Source organism: Permianibacter fluminis (genome assembly GCF_013179735.1).
GTDB classification, from domain to species: domain Bacteria; phylum Pseudomonadota; class Gammaproteobacteria; order Enterobacterales; family Permianibacteraceae; genus Permianibacter; species Permianibacter fluminis.
Genome location: NZ_JABMEG010000001.1, coordinates 2,589,593 through 2,604,445, shown reverse-complemented (window position 1 = coordinate 2,604,445; position 14,853 = coordinate 2,589,593). Strand labels below are relative to the sequence as shown.

The 14,853-nt window shown below is 59.1% G+C and carries 10 protein-coding genes; 7 read left to right on the top strand and 3 right to left on the bottom strand.

What is annotated here, in order from left to right:
* Positions 1 to 27: 27 nt before the first annotated feature.
* Genes HPT27_RS19480 through HPT27_RS11265 form a run of 4 tightly spaced genes read left to right on the top strand, consistent with a single transcriptional unit; the run spans position 28 to position 3,396 of the window.
* Positions 28 to 162, top strand: coding sequence for a hypothetical protein (locus tag HPT27_RS19480; protein WP_268935742.1), 135 nt, complete (start codon positions 28 to 30; stop codon positions 160 to 162).
* The gene (locus tag HPT27_RS11275; protein WP_172243206.1) at positions 159 to 2,009 is read left to right on the top strand and encodes an adenylate/guanylate cyclase domain-containing protein; all 1,851 of its coding nucleotides are present in this window, start codon (positions 159 to 161) and stop codon (positions 2,007 to 2,009) included. Before HPT27_RS19480 ends, HPT27_RS11275 begins: the two co-directional genes overlap by 4 nt.
* 31 nt (positions 2,010 to 2,040) lie before the next feature.
* Entirely contained in the window at positions 2,041 to 2,526 is a 486-nt protein-coding gene (locus HPT27_RS11270; RefSeq protein WP_172243204.1) for an SH3 domain-containing protein, read from the top strand.
* A 3-nt stretch (positions 2,527 to 2,529) separates the two neighbouring features.
* Positions 2,530 to 3,396, top strand: coding sequence for a M48 family metalloprotease (locus tag HPT27_RS11265; RefSeq protein WP_172243202.1), 867 nt, complete (start codon positions 2,530 to 2,532; stop codon positions 3,394 to 3,396).
* A 177-nt stretch (positions 3,397 to 3,573) separates the two neighbouring features.
* Here the strand turns inward: HPT27_RS11265 and HPT27_RS11260 are convergent, their stop codons facing one another.
* Positions 3,574 to 4,428 carry a DUF2797 domain-containing protein gene (locus tag HPT27_RS11260; protein ID WP_407951127.1) on the bottom strand — a complete coding sequence of 285 codons (855 nt, stop codon included), beginning with the start codon at positions 4,426 to 4,428 and terminating at the stop codon, positions 3,574 to 3,576.
* 219 nt (positions 4,429 to 4,647) lie between these two features.
* Here HPT27_RS11260 and HPT27_RS11255 point away from each other — a divergent pair, with 219 nt between their 5' ends.
* Together HPT27_RS11255 and HPT27_RS19080 are read left to right on the top strand one after the other, a co-directional pair.
* Complete coding sequence (locus HPT27_RS11255; protein ID WP_172243200.1) at positions 4,648 to 7,164, top strand: NHL repeat-containing protein; 2,517 nt, start codon at positions 4,648 to 4,650, stop codon at positions 7,162 to 7,164.
* A complete protein-coding gene (locus tag HPT27_RS19080; RefSeq protein ID WP_211197933.1) occupies positions 7,161 to 7,736 on the top strand; it encodes a hypothetical protein in 576 nt (191 codons plus the stop codon). Before HPT27_RS11255 ends, HPT27_RS19080 begins: the two co-directional genes overlap by 4 nt.
* Positions 7,737 to 7,859: 123 nt before the next feature.
* On the opposite strand, the gene HPT27_RS11245 is transcribed toward HPT27_RS19080, so the two are convergent.
* Positions 7,860 to 9,890 carry an FAD-dependent oxidoreductase gene (locus HPT27_RS11245; RefSeq protein ID WP_172243196.1) on the bottom strand — a complete coding sequence of 677 codons (2,031 nt, stop codon included), beginning with the start codon at positions 9,888 to 9,890 and terminating at the stop codon, positions 7,860 to 7,862.
* 282 nt (positions 9,891 to 10,172) lie between these two features.
* On the opposite strand from HPT27_RS11245, the gene sppA reads away from it, so the two are divergent.
* A complete protein-coding gene (gene sppA / locus HPT27_RS11240; RefSeq protein WP_172243193.1) occupies positions 10,173 to 12,032 on the top strand; it encodes a signal peptide peptidase SppA in 1,860 nt (619 codons plus the stop codon).
* Between the two features lie 829 nt (positions 12,033 to 12,861).
* Here sppA and HPT27_RS11235 read toward each other — a convergent pair.
* Entirely contained in the window at positions 12,862 to 14,706 is a 1,845-nt protein-coding gene (locus HPT27_RS11235) for a DEAD/DEAH box helicase (protein ID WP_172243190.1), read from the bottom strand.
* Positions 14,707 to 14,853: the final 147 nt, after the last annotated feature.

Genomic DNA, 14,853 nt, shown 5'->3' with positions numbered 1-14,853 from the left:
CTCTCCGACGACGGTCCGTCGTGCCTCATGGATGATTTGCTGCTTGCTGCGCTGACCTTCGGTCACGGCTTCGATCACGAACCCGGCCACAGCCTCGGTCGCTACCTCGGCCACTACTTCGGCCACCAGCCCGATCACCTCATCGCCCCGGTGCGCACATGATCACGCGCCGCAATCGCCTGCAAAATCGCAGCCTGCTGCTGGCACTCGCGCTGACACTGTTGCTGCTGTTGCTGGGCAGCGTTGCCGTGCCGCTGCAACGGCTGGATTTTCTCTGGCTGGATGCGCTGACCCGCCTGCGTGCCGAGCAGCAATTGCCGGATCCGTCGATTGTGGTCATCGATATCGATGATTACAGCATGACCGCAATGGAGCCGGACAACGGTTCCTGGCCATGGGCACGCGGCGTCCACGCGGAATTGGTCAACTGGCTGACTGATCAGGGCGCGAAGAAAATCGTGTTCGACATCTGGTTCAGCGAGCGCGACAAATTCCGTGGCGAACTCGATGATTATTTCGCGGAAACGCTGGCCAGCCACGACAACGTTTACATGCCGACGCTGTTGCAGAACAGCCTGACCCCGCAGCTTGATCGGCGGCTGGACAGTTATCCGCCACTGGCCGCCATCGAGCGCACAGCACAGGCCGACCCGAATGCAAAAGCTCAACTCATTCTGCCGGCCATTGGCAAACCGGAACACTGGCGGCTCGGCCTGATCAATTTTGTTCCTGATGCCGACGGTGTTGCCCGCCGCTATTCGCTGTATCGCGACATCAATGGCTGGCGGTTCTATTCGCTGCCGGCCGTAGTTGCCCGCGATTTGGGCTATGCCTTGCCGGGTCAGGCAACGCTGCGGCTGGATTGGCGTGCGCGCAAACCGCCCTACCCGACCTATTCCTACGCCGATGTATTCGCCAAGGCGCTCAACGCGGATGCCGATGATCGCTTTCGCGACAAGGTCGTCTTCATTGGTTCGACGGCGTCCGGCAATCACGATCTGCGGCCGACCGCGGTCAGTGCCCAGTACCCGGCGCTCTACATGCTGGCGATTACCCTGGACAACATCAAGAATCACCAGGAGCTCGCCTACTCGGCCTGGTGGCAACTCGGTTACGGCAGCGTGTTGTTGCTCTGGCTGTTTTGGCGCATCCGCAGCAACACCTCGTTGTCCAGCACGACCATGCAAGCCGTGGCCGCCGCCGCACTGCTGATACTGCTGAGTGTGCTGGCCATTCGCAGTGGCGTTTTAATTGCCGTCGTCACTCCGCTGCTGGCGGCGTTATTGCTGCTGATGTCGGGCGCGTTGATGCGCTATTTGCGTGAGCGCGATGCCCGCACCGAGGCACTGGATCTGTTCGGCCGTTTTCTTGATCCCAATGTGGTCGAGCAATTGGCTCGTGATGGACTGACCGATGCCAGTCTGGCCGCGCGCCACTGCGATATCACGGTGCTGTTCTCTGACATCCGCGGCTTCACCACCTTGTCGGAGAAACAGCCGGCGCCAGTCATCATGTCCTTGCTGAACGATTATTTCAGTCAGCAGGTCGCCTGCATTTTTCGGCATCAGGGCACGCTCGACAAATTCATCGGCGACGCCATCATGGCGTTCTGGGGTGCTCCGCTCGATGACGAGCGCCATGCTTACCATGCGGTCGCGGCAGCGCTCGACATGTGCGATGAACTGCAACGCTTCGTCAGTGAAAAAGGCCTGACCGATTTTGACATCGGCATCGGCGTGCACACCGGCCCGGCAGTGGTGGGCATGCTCGGTTCGGAACAACGGTACGAATACACCGCCATAGGCGATACCGTGAATCTGGCCAGCCGCATGGAAGGCCTGACCAAAGGCGTCGCCCGCGTGCTGGTTTCACAATCGACACGCGATGCCTGTGTGGCGCAAACCCGCGCGACCGGTGAAGCTTTTGACTTCATTGCGTGTGGCGAATATAAGGTGAAGGGCCGGGCTGAACCGGTTGTCGTATATGAACCAAGGAGACGGTCGACATGAGAGGCTGCGTATGAACAAGGCTGGAGCTGGAATGGCGCTGAAGGCAGCGCTGATAGCCGCGTTGTCATGTTGTCTGCCCGCAGTGGTCAACGCCGCGCAACAGGCGCAAACCGTGACCACTACCGATCTGAAAACCAAGCCCGAACCCAAAGCGGAAACCGTGGCGAGTTTGCCAGCCGGCAGCATGCTGCAGATCAATGACCGCCAAGGCGGTTGGTACGCCGCCGAAACCAGCCAGGGCAAAGGCTGGGTCCGGCTGCTGCATGTCCGGCTAGCCGGTGGCAGCAGCAAACCGGGCAAGAATGGCGTCGATACCTTGGTCAAATTGGGCAGCACCAGCCGCACCGACACCACGGTCGCGACCGGCATTCGCGGTCTGACCGCTGAAGATCTGAAACAGGCAAAAGAAAATCCGCGCGAACTGGCCAAGCTGGATCAGTTCGCCGTCAGCGATGCGGACGCCCGCCAATTTGCCGCCCAAGGCGGTGTCAGCAGCCGCACCGTTGGCAAGGAGTAAGCGATGAATCTGCGTCTTGTCATCCTCACGGCGGCGGCGATCACGCTGACCGGCTGCGGCGCGCTCAAAGGCATGCAAATCGGCGATGTCAAACTCGACCCGTTTGTCTCAGCAGCGGAAAAACTGTCGAACTCCGGCGAAATGAATGAGCTTGATGAAATTGCTCTCGGTGGCCACATGGCCGGCACCCTGCTCGGCGCCTCGGCACTCGACCCGGATGTGAATTTGCAGCGTTACGTCAATCAGGTCGGCCGCTGGGTCAGCCTGCAAAGTCCGCGTCCGGGCTTGCCGTGGAAATTTGGCGTGCTGAAAGATGAAACCGTCAATGCTTTTGCCGCACCGGGTGGTTATGTTTTTGTCACCCGCGGCCTGCTGCGCAAACTGGACAGTGAAGCCGAACTCGCCGGTGTGTTAGCGCATGAAGTGCAGCACGTCAATCACCGGCATCATCTGAAAGCCGTGCAAAAAAACAACCAGCTCGGTGCCGCCACCGATGTGCTCGGTTATCTCGGTGAACGGCAAATCAACAAGAGTGGCGGCCAGCATGCCGACGCCAAAGGCGCGGTTGCCGACAAGCTGCTCGGCGCCACCAAGGCCTTGTACGCACGGGGGCTGGACAAAGACGACGAATACGAAGCGGACAAAGACGGCATTGTGCTGATGGCGCAGGCCGGCTACGACCCGTATGCGTTTGTCTCGGTGCTGCAGAAACTGGAAGCGCTCGGCAGTGAAGATTCGTCGCTGGCGCTGCTGCTGCAAACCCATCCTCGGCCCGCTGATCGGCTGAAGGCCATTGCCAACGCCAAAGTGCTGAACAATGCCGGCCCGTTCGCGGAAAACGAAGCCCGCTTCAGCAAGGCGGTTCGCTAACGCACTGACTATTGCCGCGGTGGTCGATCATCGGTTCGACCACCGCGGCAAGAACGCCTGTGAATGCCAGCGATTATGGCTGCCGTTTCAAGCAAGCCATTCACACGATCTTCTTACCCAACGGCCTTACTCAACGGCCTTACTCAACAAGCTTCGCAGTCACCTTGCGCACCGCTTTCAGGCAACAACCCGCAACTCATAGCCGCCAAATTTGCGCAGATTGATGACACCGGTATCGAAGATCAGATACTGGCCCTTGATCCCTTGCAGCAGGCCTGTCACTTCCGGCGTCTTGTCAAAATCAAACGAACTGACTTTGGTCGGGTATTGCTGCACCGGATAGCTGATGCTGATCGGCTCGCGCGTCAACTCGACCACCGCGTCACTGCCAAAGCGCTCGCGCAGGCTGGCCAATCCTGACTGGACTTTGCCGAGCAGCTCGTCACGGCGAGCGGGCAAATCCATTGGTGTCGCTTCAGCTTTCAGCATGGCCCGCCAATCGGTTTTGTCGGCGACAAAATCCTTGAATATCACTTCCGCCAAACCGCTTTGGTAGCGCGACTGTACGGAGAGAATCGGCAACGCCTGCGTCGCGCCCTGATCCAGCCAGCGGGTAGGCACCTGATTGTGGCGGGTGATACCCACCTTCAAACCGGAAGAGTTGGCCAGATAGACCACGTGCGGAATCATGCAGTGCAACATGCCCCACTCCGGTTCCCGGCAGGTACCGGCAGCAAAATGGCAAAGCTCCGGTTTGACGATGCAGCTGTCACATTGCGCCAGCCGGGTGAAACAGGGATAGCAATAGCCCTGATTGAAGCTCTTCTTGGTCAAGCGGCCGCAGGCCACGCAGTAAATGCGGCCGGTATGCACCAGCGTCAGGCGCTGGCCAATCAACTCATTCATCGGCAAATGAAAATCGCCGATTGGCAAGGCGTATTGCACGGGCGCCGCCAGTGTGGCCCGCATTTTTTCGATATTGCCCAGGTATTCCGGCATGGTGGTGGCCGTCAGGTCAGCGAAGGCGCTCATTCTAAGCGAGTCGCTGCACGGCGACGACCATCAGGCCTTTGTATAAAAGTGTACGAGGCCACGTTTGGCAGACCGGCGGTTCTTTACCCTGTGGGGGCAGTTTGTTAACGTCATTGCAGTTTGCTGCGGCTGCCGCCGCATATACCGGCCGGCCATAAGCCGCCAACCCGAATCTGCCCAGCAAGAAAGCTGTCGTATCCAGCTGAAGGAGTAGCTGTCATGACCCGCCTGCCCTCGATCCGTCCGGTTCTGCCGACGCTGTTTGCGCTCAGTGCGCTGGCGTTTTCCGGCCACAGCCACGCTGCCAGTGCCGATCTGGACACCAGCTTTGATGGCGATGGCGTGGTCGTCCATTCCGCAACTTTTTTTGATGACAGTGGCACGGACTACTTCGTCATTATCAATTCAATCACCACTCAGGCCGACGGCAAAATTGTTGTGACGGGTGATCGTGAAGGCGGTACGCCGGTGGATGGCACGACTCCGTTTCAAACCTTCGTTGCCCGTTTCAACGAGAACGGCGCGCTCGACCCCACCTTCAACGGCACCGGTTACCTCATTGATGATGTGGTACCCGGTATCTTCGACGCTGGCTGGAAAGTGTTGGTGCAGGCAGATGGCAAGATCGTGGTGTCTGGTTTCACCTACAATCCCTCGACCTCAAACCTCGGTGAGATATTTGTTGTTCGTTACAATGCCGACGGAACCCGCGATACCGATTTTGGTGGCGGTGACGGTTTGGCTGTCATCGCAAAATCCGGCTCCAGCGAAAGAGTGTTTGGCATGGTGTTGCGGCCCGATGGCCGCATTGTGGTGGCGGGCGACAGCAATCAAAGTAGCGCCATTGACAGCTTTTTCGCACAATTGACTGCCACCGGTGAGCTCGATACCAGCTTCGGCAACAACGGCACACGTCTGTATGCTTTTTCCAGCAGTGCCAACGACAGCATCAGTGGCATTGATCTTTACCCCAACGGCAAACTCGCCTTTACCGGCAGCGTCGGTGCCAGCACCACCATGCAGGTACTCGCGGGGCGGCTCAATGCCGATGGCTCGCTCGATACCAGCTTCGACACGGATGGCGTGCGTGGCATTGATCTGCGCACCGGTCTGCGCGACTTCGGCGACGAGATTTTGATTCAGCCAGACAACAGCTTGCTGATCGCCACTACCGTCGATGACAGCACCGACAATATCGCCTCGCTCGGCGTGCTCAAGCTGAACAACAATGGCAGCACCGACACCAGCTTCGGCAGCAGCGGGATGACGCTGATCGCACCGGAGGCGGGTTCCAATCGCAGCATTTTCAACGCCAGTGAGCTGGCCCGGTTGCCCGACGGCCGCATTCTGGTCGCCGGCTCGCAAGCACAAGTCACCTTGCCGAGCGGCAACATCAACGTGATTACCACCAAAGCCGTCGTTGCCCGCCTCGACAGCGCCGGCGCACTCGACACCACCTTCGACAGCGGCGCGACCGGCATCAGTCGGCAAACGTTTGGCTTGATCGCCGCGCGACCCAATACCATTGCCTTGCAGGGCGATGGCAAATTGCTGCTCGCGGGTCGGGCGCTGAACGATGCCGGTGGTGGCAACGCGTTCAACTCTTATATGCTGGCTCGGCTATCGGTGGCACCGGCCGATGTGCTGGATACCGAACCCGATGCCATCAGCTTTGGTGCGCAACTGGATGTCGTGCCCAACACGCTGCTGACCTCGAACAGTCAAACCATCACCGGACTCAGCGCCGGCGTGCAAGTGCCGGTGCGGGTCAGCAATGGCAGCTATAGCCTGAATGGCGGCGCCTTCACCACCGATGCTGGTTGGGCAGTAAACGATGACACCATTCGCTTGCAGCACAACGCCAGCGGCCTCGGTGATACCGACCAGACAACGACCTTGACTGTCGGTGGTGTTAGCACCCAATTCAATGGCGATATCGTGCAGGGCATGCCGGTTGTCGCGACATTTGTCAGCCACACCGAAGTGGTCGATACCATTCCGGATGCTTTCACGCTGACCGATCAGGTCGAGGTGGCGGTCAACAGCTGGATCACGTCCAATACCGTGACCATCAACGGCATCGACATTGCGACACCGATCAGCACCAGCAATGGCGAGTACTCGATCGGTTGCAATGGCACCTTCACCGCAACTGCAGGCAGCATCAGCAACGGCCAGACCGTCTGCATCCGGCAGCTCAGCGCCAATGCCCTGAATACCAGCAAGACCAGCACACTGACCGTTGGAAATGTTTCCGATGACTTCACCACCACCACGGCGGCAGCGGCGGACGCCGTACCGGATGCATTCAGCTTCACCGATCAAACCGGGCTCTCTCGCAATGCCACGGTGCGCTCCAACACCATCACCATCAGCGGCTTGACGGTACCTGCCGCCATCACCGTGTCGGGCAGCGGCGGCTACTCCATTGGCTGCACCAATACCTTCATCAATACCGCCAGCACTATCAGCAATGGCGATACGGTTTGCCTGAGTCATATCGCGTCAAGCGCCTACAGCACCACGATCAGCACCACCCTGACCATCGGCGGCGTTTCCGATACGTTCACCAGTACCACCGCGGCGAAGTCATCCGGCGGTGGTGGTGGCGGTGGTGGCGGTAGCACCACTGAATTGAGCCTGCTGGCACTGCTGGGTCTGCTGGCGCTGCGTGGCCAACGCCAGTCGGCACAAGCCAATCGGATGCCACTGCGCGTATTGAATGTGCCGAAATGAAATGGCGATTTAGCGCGGCATTGCTTGGCGTGATGCTGATCGGTTTTGCCGTTGCCGGCATTGTGACGGACGGTTTTGCGGCTGACCCGATTGCCGCTAACCGTCCAGCCTCCGGCAGTGAACCGAACGCGGCCGAGCTGAGTCCCTTTTCCACCGATGGTTGCAGCGCGTTTCCAAATGGTTCATTGAAAAATCAGCAATTGTGGCGCGACTGCTGTGTTGCCCACGATCTGGCGTATTGGGCCGGCGGCACCTACGAGGACCGTAGCGCAGCCGACGAAGCGTTGGCCGAATGCGTGGCCGACGTCGGCGAACCGGCCATTGCCAAACTGATGTTGGCCGGTGTGCGCACCGGCGGATCACCATTCTGGCCAACCACCTTCCGCTGGGGCTATGGCTGGCATTATCTGCGTGGCTATCAACCGCTGACCGATGCCGAAAAAGAGCTGATACTGCAGAGCATTGATGCGGCGCCCGCCGAAGCGTTTGTGCCCAAAACTGCTTACTGGTATTTGGCGCCACTACCGAAAACCACAATCAACGCCAGCGCGCTGGATCGGATAAACAAGTAAACCGAATCAACAAGTAAGTCGGGGCAACAAGAACCCGGATTAACAAGCAAAGAAAAAGCCCGGCATGACCGGGCTTTTTCTTTGCACCAAGAACGCCGCAAAACGTTCCGGCAGCGGCGCTACTCAAATACTGGCGGCGAGCTCGGCGCCCTGGCGAATCGCCCGCTTCGCATCCAGCTCCGACGCCACATCGGCACCACCGATCACATGCACGATAACGCCATGCGCACGCAGCGGCTCGACCAACTCCCGTTGCGATAACTGGCCGGTGCAATTGATGATGTGATCCACCGCCAGACAGCGAACCGGCCCCTGCTCGCCTTCGCGTATCCACAGACCTTGATCATCAATACGTTCGTAACTGACGCCGGACAACATCTGCACCTGATTCATTTTCAAACTGGCGCGATGAATCCAGCCGGTGGTTTTGCCAAGGCCGGCACCGGGCTTGCTCGCTTTGCGCTGGCACATGACCACTTGCCGTGCCGGTTTCAGCGGCTCCGGTTTTGGCAGCACCGCACCGCGATGTTGGTAACCCGCATCGACGCCCCACTCTTTCAGAAAATGCTCGGTATCCGGCGATTTGCCCTCATCCGCAACCAGATACTCGGCCATATCAAAGCCGATACCGCCGGCTCCGATAATCGCCACGTTCTGCCCAACCGGTTTCTTGTGCAGCAGCACATCCGGATAACTCAGCACTTTCGGATGATCAATGCCCGGAATATCCGGTTTGCGTGGCAGCACGCCAGTGGCGAGTACGACTTCATCAAATCCGTTGGCGATCAATTGTTCCGCACTGGCGCGCTGACCGAGGCAAACGGCCACGCCGGTCAATTCCAGCCGGCGTTTGAAATAGCGCAGCGTTTCGTAAAACTCTTCCTTGCCCGGCACCTGCTTGGCGATATTGAGCTGGCCGCCGAGCTCCTGCGCCGCTTCAATCAGCGTGACATCGTGGCCACGTTCGGCGGCATAGGTCGCAAAGCTCATGCCGGCCGCGCCACCACCGACAACCGCCAGTTTCTTTTTCTTTTGCGCGCGACCAAAGTTCAGTTCGGTTTCATAGGCGGCGCGCGGATTGACCAGACAGCTGGCGCGCTTGTGTGAGAACACATGATCAAGGCAAGCCTGGTTGCAACCGATGCAGGTGTTGATTTCATCGCTCTTGCCCTGACTCGCCTTGCGGACAAAATCGGCATCGGCGAGCAACGGCCGCGCCATTGACACCATGTCGGCATCGCCGCGCGCCAAAATCTCTTCGGCCACTTCCGGGGTATTGATCCGGTTGGTGGTGACGAGCGGCAGCTTGACCTCGCCTTTCAGCTTTTTGGTGACCCAGGTAAACGCACCTCGCGGCACCATGGTGGCGATGGTCGGTACCCGCGCTTCATGCCAGCCGATACCGGTGTTGATGATCGTCGCACCCGCTTTTTCGATGGCTTTGGCCAGTTGCACGACCTCGTCCCAGCTCTGGCCATCCGGCACCAGATCGAGCATCGACAAGCGATAAATGATGATGAAGTTCGGGCCAACTTTCTCGCGCATCCGGCGGACAATCTCGACCGGGAACCGCATCCGGTTTTCAAACGGGCCGCCCCACTCGTCGGTGCGTTTGTTCGTCCGCGAACAGAGAAATTGATTGATGAGATAACCTTCCGAGCCCATCACTTCGACACCGTCATAACCGGCGCGCTGCGCCAGCGCGGCGCAATTGACGTAATCCTTGATGGTCTTCTCGACCCCACGGCGTGACAGCGCCCACGGCTTGAACGGCGTAATCGGCGACTGGATTTTGCTCGGCGCGACTTGCAGCGGGTGATAGCTGTAACGGCCGCCGTGGAGTATCTGCAGCGCAATGCGACCACCGGCCTTATGCACGGCCTCGGTGACGATGCGGTGCTTGCCGACCTGCCAGGGCCAGCTCAGCTGGGCACCAAATGGCGCCAAACGGCCGGCCAGATTCGGCGCGATGCCGCCGGTGACGATCAGGCTGACCCCGCCACGCGCCCGCTCGGCGTAGAAAGCGGCCATTTTCTCGAAGCCGCCCTTCTCTTCTTCCAGACCGGTATGCATCGAACCCATCAGAACCCGGTTCGGCAACGTACAAAAGCCAAGATTCAGTGGCGCCAGCAGGTGGTTGTAAGCAGCAGTCATGACTCGTCGGACCATTTGAAAGGTTCCGGCAAGTGTAGGGAGCCGGCCGGCTGGCAGCAAGCCTTCCGCGCCACCGGCAGGGCAATAGCTGCTTACAAATGCTGGGCGGCTTGGCCGCGCCGAAAAAATCGATATGCCTCAGTGACTTGTAAGACAGTCTTCAGTCCGTTTGGCCGGTTTGCCGCTGGCCTGCTGGCCGGGCCAGCCAGATGTCCTTAAACTTGGCCGCCTTGCGGCTGGCCATGATGGCCAGCCCCGGTTCGTACCTGCCTTGAGAGTGTCATGGAAAAACGTCGTAGCTTCCCGGTGCGTGTGCTGATCGCCAGCTGGCGCTTTATCAACAATGCCCGCCGGGCGTTCGTGAATCTGCTGTTCCTCGTGTTCATGCTGATTCTGTTGTCTGCCCTGTTCTCCGACAAAGGCCCGCACGTGGAAGCTGGCAGTGCTCTGGTATTGAAACCGGAAGGCTTTGTGGTCGAACAGGCCGATAATCCGAGCCCGTTTGAAGCGGTGATGAAAGATCTCTCCGACGACAAGCCGCCGCAAACCGAATTGCGCGATCTGCTGACCGCCATCCAGCAGGGCGCGAAAGATGACCGCATCAAGATCATGGTCATCGATACCAGCCATCTGATGGGCATCGGCCCGTCCAAATTGGTGGAACTGCGTGATGCCATTGCCGAATTCAAAAAGACCGGCAAGAAAGTGCTGGCCCGTGGCGATTGGTACAGTCAGGCCGGCTATTACCTGGCCGCACAAGCCGATGAAGTCTATCTCGACAGCTATGGCGCCATTGATATCGATGGCTTCAATCACACCCGCACCTTCTTCAAGAGCGCGCTCGAGCGCTTTGGCGTCAAGATGCACGTGTTCAAGGTCGGCACCTACAAGTCGGCGGTGGAACCTTACCTGCGTGACGACATGTCGCCAGAAGCCAAAGCCAACGCCGAGAAATGGCTGAACGTGCTGTGGAACGGTTACAAAACCGACGTCGCAGCAGCGCGCAAACTGCAACCGGAACAGATTCAGGCTTACGCCGACAACATGGCCACGCTGCTGCAAGCCGAACAAGGCGATACGGCGAAAGTGGCGCAGACAGCCGGCTTGGTCAACGGCTTCAAGAGCCGCATCGAGTGGGAAGATTACCTGCGCGAATTGGTCGGTGAAGATCGCAAGGGCGAGAGCTTCAAGCAAGTTGATGCCATTGCCTATGCCAGCCTGTTTGATCGGCCGTCACTGCCGGGCGAAACCAGCGTCGGCGTGATTGTCGCGCAAGGCGAAATTGTCGATGGTGAAGCACCGGCAGGGATGAGCGGCGGTGACAGCATTGCGCAACTCATTCGCGACGCCCGTGAAGACGACTCCATCAAGGCTGTCGTACTGCGTGTTGACAGCCCCGGCGGGTCGGCGTTTGCATCGGAAGTGATCCGACGCGAACTGGAAGCCACCCAAAAAGCTGGCAAGCCGGTTGTGGTCAGCATGAGCTCGGTTGCCGCGTCCGGTGGTTATTGGATCAGTGCGACTGCAGATGAAATCGTCGCCAGCCCGTGGACCATCACCGGTTCGATCGGCATCTTTGGCATGTTCCCGACCGTTGAATCACTGGCCAATGAATACGGTGTGCACCGCGATGGCGTTGGCACCACCAAACTCGCTGGTGCCTTTGATTTGGCCCGACCGCTAAACCCGGAGCTCGGCACCATCATTCAGCAAGCGATCAACAACGGTTACGAACGCTTCCTGACGCTGGTCGCCAACGGCCGCAAGAAGACCCGCGAGGAAATTGATCTGATTGGCCAGGGTCAAGTCTGGGCCGGCGTCGATGCCCATGAACGCGGTCTCGTCGACAAACTCGGCACCTTCAATGACGCAGTCAAAGCCGCCGCCGAACGCGCCAAGCTGGGTGACAATTACACCGTGCGCTACGTTGAAAAAGCACTGACCCCGGGCCAGGCCCTGCTGAAGGGCTTCACCTCACATGCGCAGGTATTGTTGCCGGAAAGCTGGCTGACGCAATCACACAGCGCGCTGCCAAGCCCGCTGCTGATGCAGGCCAAACTCGCCGCCAAACAAGCCAAGAGCATTCTGGAAATGAATGACCCGAACCACGCCTATGTCCACTGCCTGTGTGAAGTGCAGTAAACATTCCGAAACGGCCCGCGCGAGTTCGGGCCAAATAAAAACGGCAGCCAATGGCTGCCGTTTTTATTTGCATTCGATTTCGCACGGCAACTCAATTCAGTGCCTACTAATTGAAGAAACCTTGTTTGATCCCACTCTCGTTGCTGGACGCTGCGTGATCCCCTCCCCTTTACGGGGAGGGTTAGGGAGAGAGTGAACCTCGACGTCAAGTTTGCTGCCGAATACGAGCTTACTGCTGGGTCACCCTCTCCCCGGCCCTCTCCCATCAAGGGAGAGGGGAAAAACAGAGCAGCCGTCATTGTTTGGTGTTTAGTTACCGCGCGCCGTCATCGCTGAATTGTGAGAATGCGTTTTACTGTGTGCAAACGCGTTTGAAAGGTGAAGTGGTTTGATCCTCTCCCCCTCGACGGGGGAGGGTTAGAGAGAGGGTGAACCTCGGCGTCAAGTTTGCTACCGAATACGAACCTACTACTGGGTCACCCTCTCCCCGTCCCTCTCCCATCAAGGGAGAGGGGGGAAAACAGAGCAGCCGTCATTGTTTGGTGTTTAGTTACCGCGCGCCGTCATCGCTGAATTGTGAGAATGCGTTTTACTGTGTGCAAACGCGTTTGAAAGGTGAAGTGGTTTGATCCCCTCCCCCTCGACGGGGGAGGGTTAGGGAGAGGGTGAACCTCGACGTCGAGTTTGCTGCCGAATACGAGCTTACTGCTGGTTCACCCTCTCCCCGGCCCTCTCCCATCAAGGGAGAGGGGGAAACAAAAAAGCAGCCATTGGCTGCCTTTTTTTTGCTTGGCCTGCGCAGATTAATGCGTAAGCCAATAGCACATCATCAGTCGTTCGAGAATCGACGGCTGCGGCGTTCGCCTTGCGGCGCGGCACCGGCCGGGCGCTCGCTGCGCACCGACAGACGCTCGCCTTGGGCGAACGAACGGGCCGGACGATCTGCGCGATCAAAACGGGCGCCTTCGCTCGGACGATCCGAACGCGGGCGATCGCTGCGCGGACGATCGTTGTGATCAAACCGGCTCGGGCCACGGCTGTCACGCGCCGGCGCCGCATCACGGCTGAACCGATCCGAACGCGGACGGTCATCGCGACGCAGCGTGTGGCTGGTCAGTTCGGTGTATTCGCGGCGCGGCTCATGGCTGTTGCCACGATTCTCATACGACCGCTCGCTGCGCGGACGGTCAGCGTAGGAACGCTCGCCTTGCGGGCGGTCGCCATACGGACGGTCACTGCGCGGACGATCACCATACGGACGATCGCTCTGTGGGCGATCGCCACGCGGACGGTCACCGAAAGCGCGTTCAGTGCGATCGCGGGCAAACCGGTCATCGCCACCGAAATCGCTGCGGCTCGGGCCACGCGAACCTTGCGAGCGACCACCACCAAAACTGCGGCCGCTGCGCTCACCGCCACGCGACGGGCCACCACGACCGGTGCCGCCACTGCGACCACCACCACGTGACGGCCGACCGCTGCGCGGCTCCAGACCTTCAATGATGAGCTCTTCCAGTTTGGTGCCCAGCATTTGTTCAATACGGAACAGCTTGTGCCATTCGCGCGGGCTGACCAGCGTTACCGCTTCGCCCGTCGAACCACCGCGGCCGGTACGGCCAATACGGTGAACATAATCTTCCGAGACCATCGGCAAATCGAAGTTGATGACGTGGCTGATACCTTTGACATCGAGACCGCGGGCGGCCACATCGGTTGCCACCAGCACTTTCAGTTGGCCCACATGCATGCGATCCAGCACGCGACGGCGGAAGCCTTGCTTCATGTCACCGTGCAGCGCATCGGCGCTGATGCCTTGACCCTTCAGTACATCCGCCAGTTCTTCGGTACCGCTCTTCGTCGCCACGAAAACAATCGCTTGCTTGACATCCGAACGTTCCAGCAACGAGGTCAGCAGCGAATTTTTGTGGCCGAAATCATCTGCAGCCAGCACCGATTGGGTAATCGACTCGTGCTTTTCTTTGACGCTCGAAGTCTGAATACGGACCGGCGATTTCAGCAGTTGCCGGGCAACGCGCTCGATCTCGCCTTCCAGCGTCGCCGAGAACAACAGCGTTTGCCGTTCGGCTGGCATTTTGCCGGCGATCATCTCGACATCGTCAACAAAACCCATGTCCAGCATGCGGTCGGCTTCGTCGAGAATCAGCAGTTCGATACGCGAGAAATCGATACGGCCTTTGTCCATGTGGTCCATCAGACGGCCGGGTGTTGCCACCAGAATGTCGAACGGACGCGACAGCAATTTCTCTTGGTTGAAATACGAGACGCCACCGACGATGGTGCCGACCCGCAGCTTGGTGTGTTTGCCGAAATCACGAACGGCATCGTTGATTTGCTGAGCCAGTTCGCGGGTCGGTGACAGCACCAGCACGCGCGGGCCTTTGCCCGTGCCTTTGGCCGGCTCGCTCAGCAATTTGTGCAGCGTCGGCAGCATGAAGGCAGCGGTTTTGCCGGTGCCGGTCTGGGCCGAGGCCATGACATCCTGATTCTGCAGAATGACCGGAATGGCTTCCTGCTGGATCGGGGTCGGGTTGACGAAATTCAGTTCTTCCAGCGCGCGGTTCAGCCGCGCGTCCAGATTCAAGTCAGCGAAAGTCAGCGCGGCATTGCCGGTCGAATTGGCAATAGGGGTTTCGTTAACGTCGAAATTAGACAAGATCATTTTCCTGCCCCCAATCGCATATAGGACTAGGGAGCGCAATCGGCAGCTCAGGCCGTGCAAGCGGACGCTGATTTCAGCGCACAAACGCTCGCCATGCCGCGAATATGCGGTGGCCACTGCCTTACTTGAGTCAATGTGTCA

What these genes read in the sequence shown, in the direction of transcription:
- HPT27_RS11245 (WP_172243196.1), bottom strand. Translation starts at nt 9,890, where the DNA reads ATGACTGCTGCTTACAACCACCTGCTGGCGCCACTGAATCTTGGCTTT.
- HPT27_RS11260 (WP_407951127.1), bottom strand. Translation starts at nt 4,428, where the DNA reads ATGAGCGCCTTCGCTGACCTGACGGCCACCACCATGCCGGAATACCTG.
- HPT27_RS19080 (WP_211197933.1), top strand. Translation starts at nt 7,161, where the DNA reads ATGAAATGGCGATTTAGCGCGGCATTGCTTGGCGTGATGCTGATCGGT.
- HPT27_RS11270 (WP_172243204.1), top strand. Translation starts at nt 2,041, where the DNA reads ATGGCGCTGAAGGCAGCGCTGATAGCCGCGTTGTCATGTTGTCTGCCC.
- HPT27_RS11265 (WP_172243202.1), top strand. Translation starts at nt 2,530, where the DNA reads ATGAATCTGCGTCTTGTCATCCTCACGGCGGCGGCGATCACGCTGACC.
- HPT27_RS11275 (WP_172243206.1), top strand. Translation starts at nt 159, where the DNA reads ATGATCACGCGCCGCAATCGCCTGCAAAATCGCAGCCTGCTGCTGGCA.
- HPT27_RS11255 (WP_172243200.1), top strand. Translation starts at nt 4,648, where the DNA reads ATGACCCGCCTGCCCTCGATCCGTCCGGTTCTGCCGACGCTGTTTGCG.
- HPT27_RS19480 (WP_268935742.1), top strand. Translation starts at nt 28, where the DNA reads ATGGATGATTTGCTGCTTGCTGCGCTGACCTTCGGTCACGGCTTCGAT.
- sppA (WP_172243193.1), top strand. Translation starts at nt 10,173, where the DNA reads ATGGAAAAACGTCGTAGCTTCCCGGTGCGTGTGCTGATCGCCAGCTGG.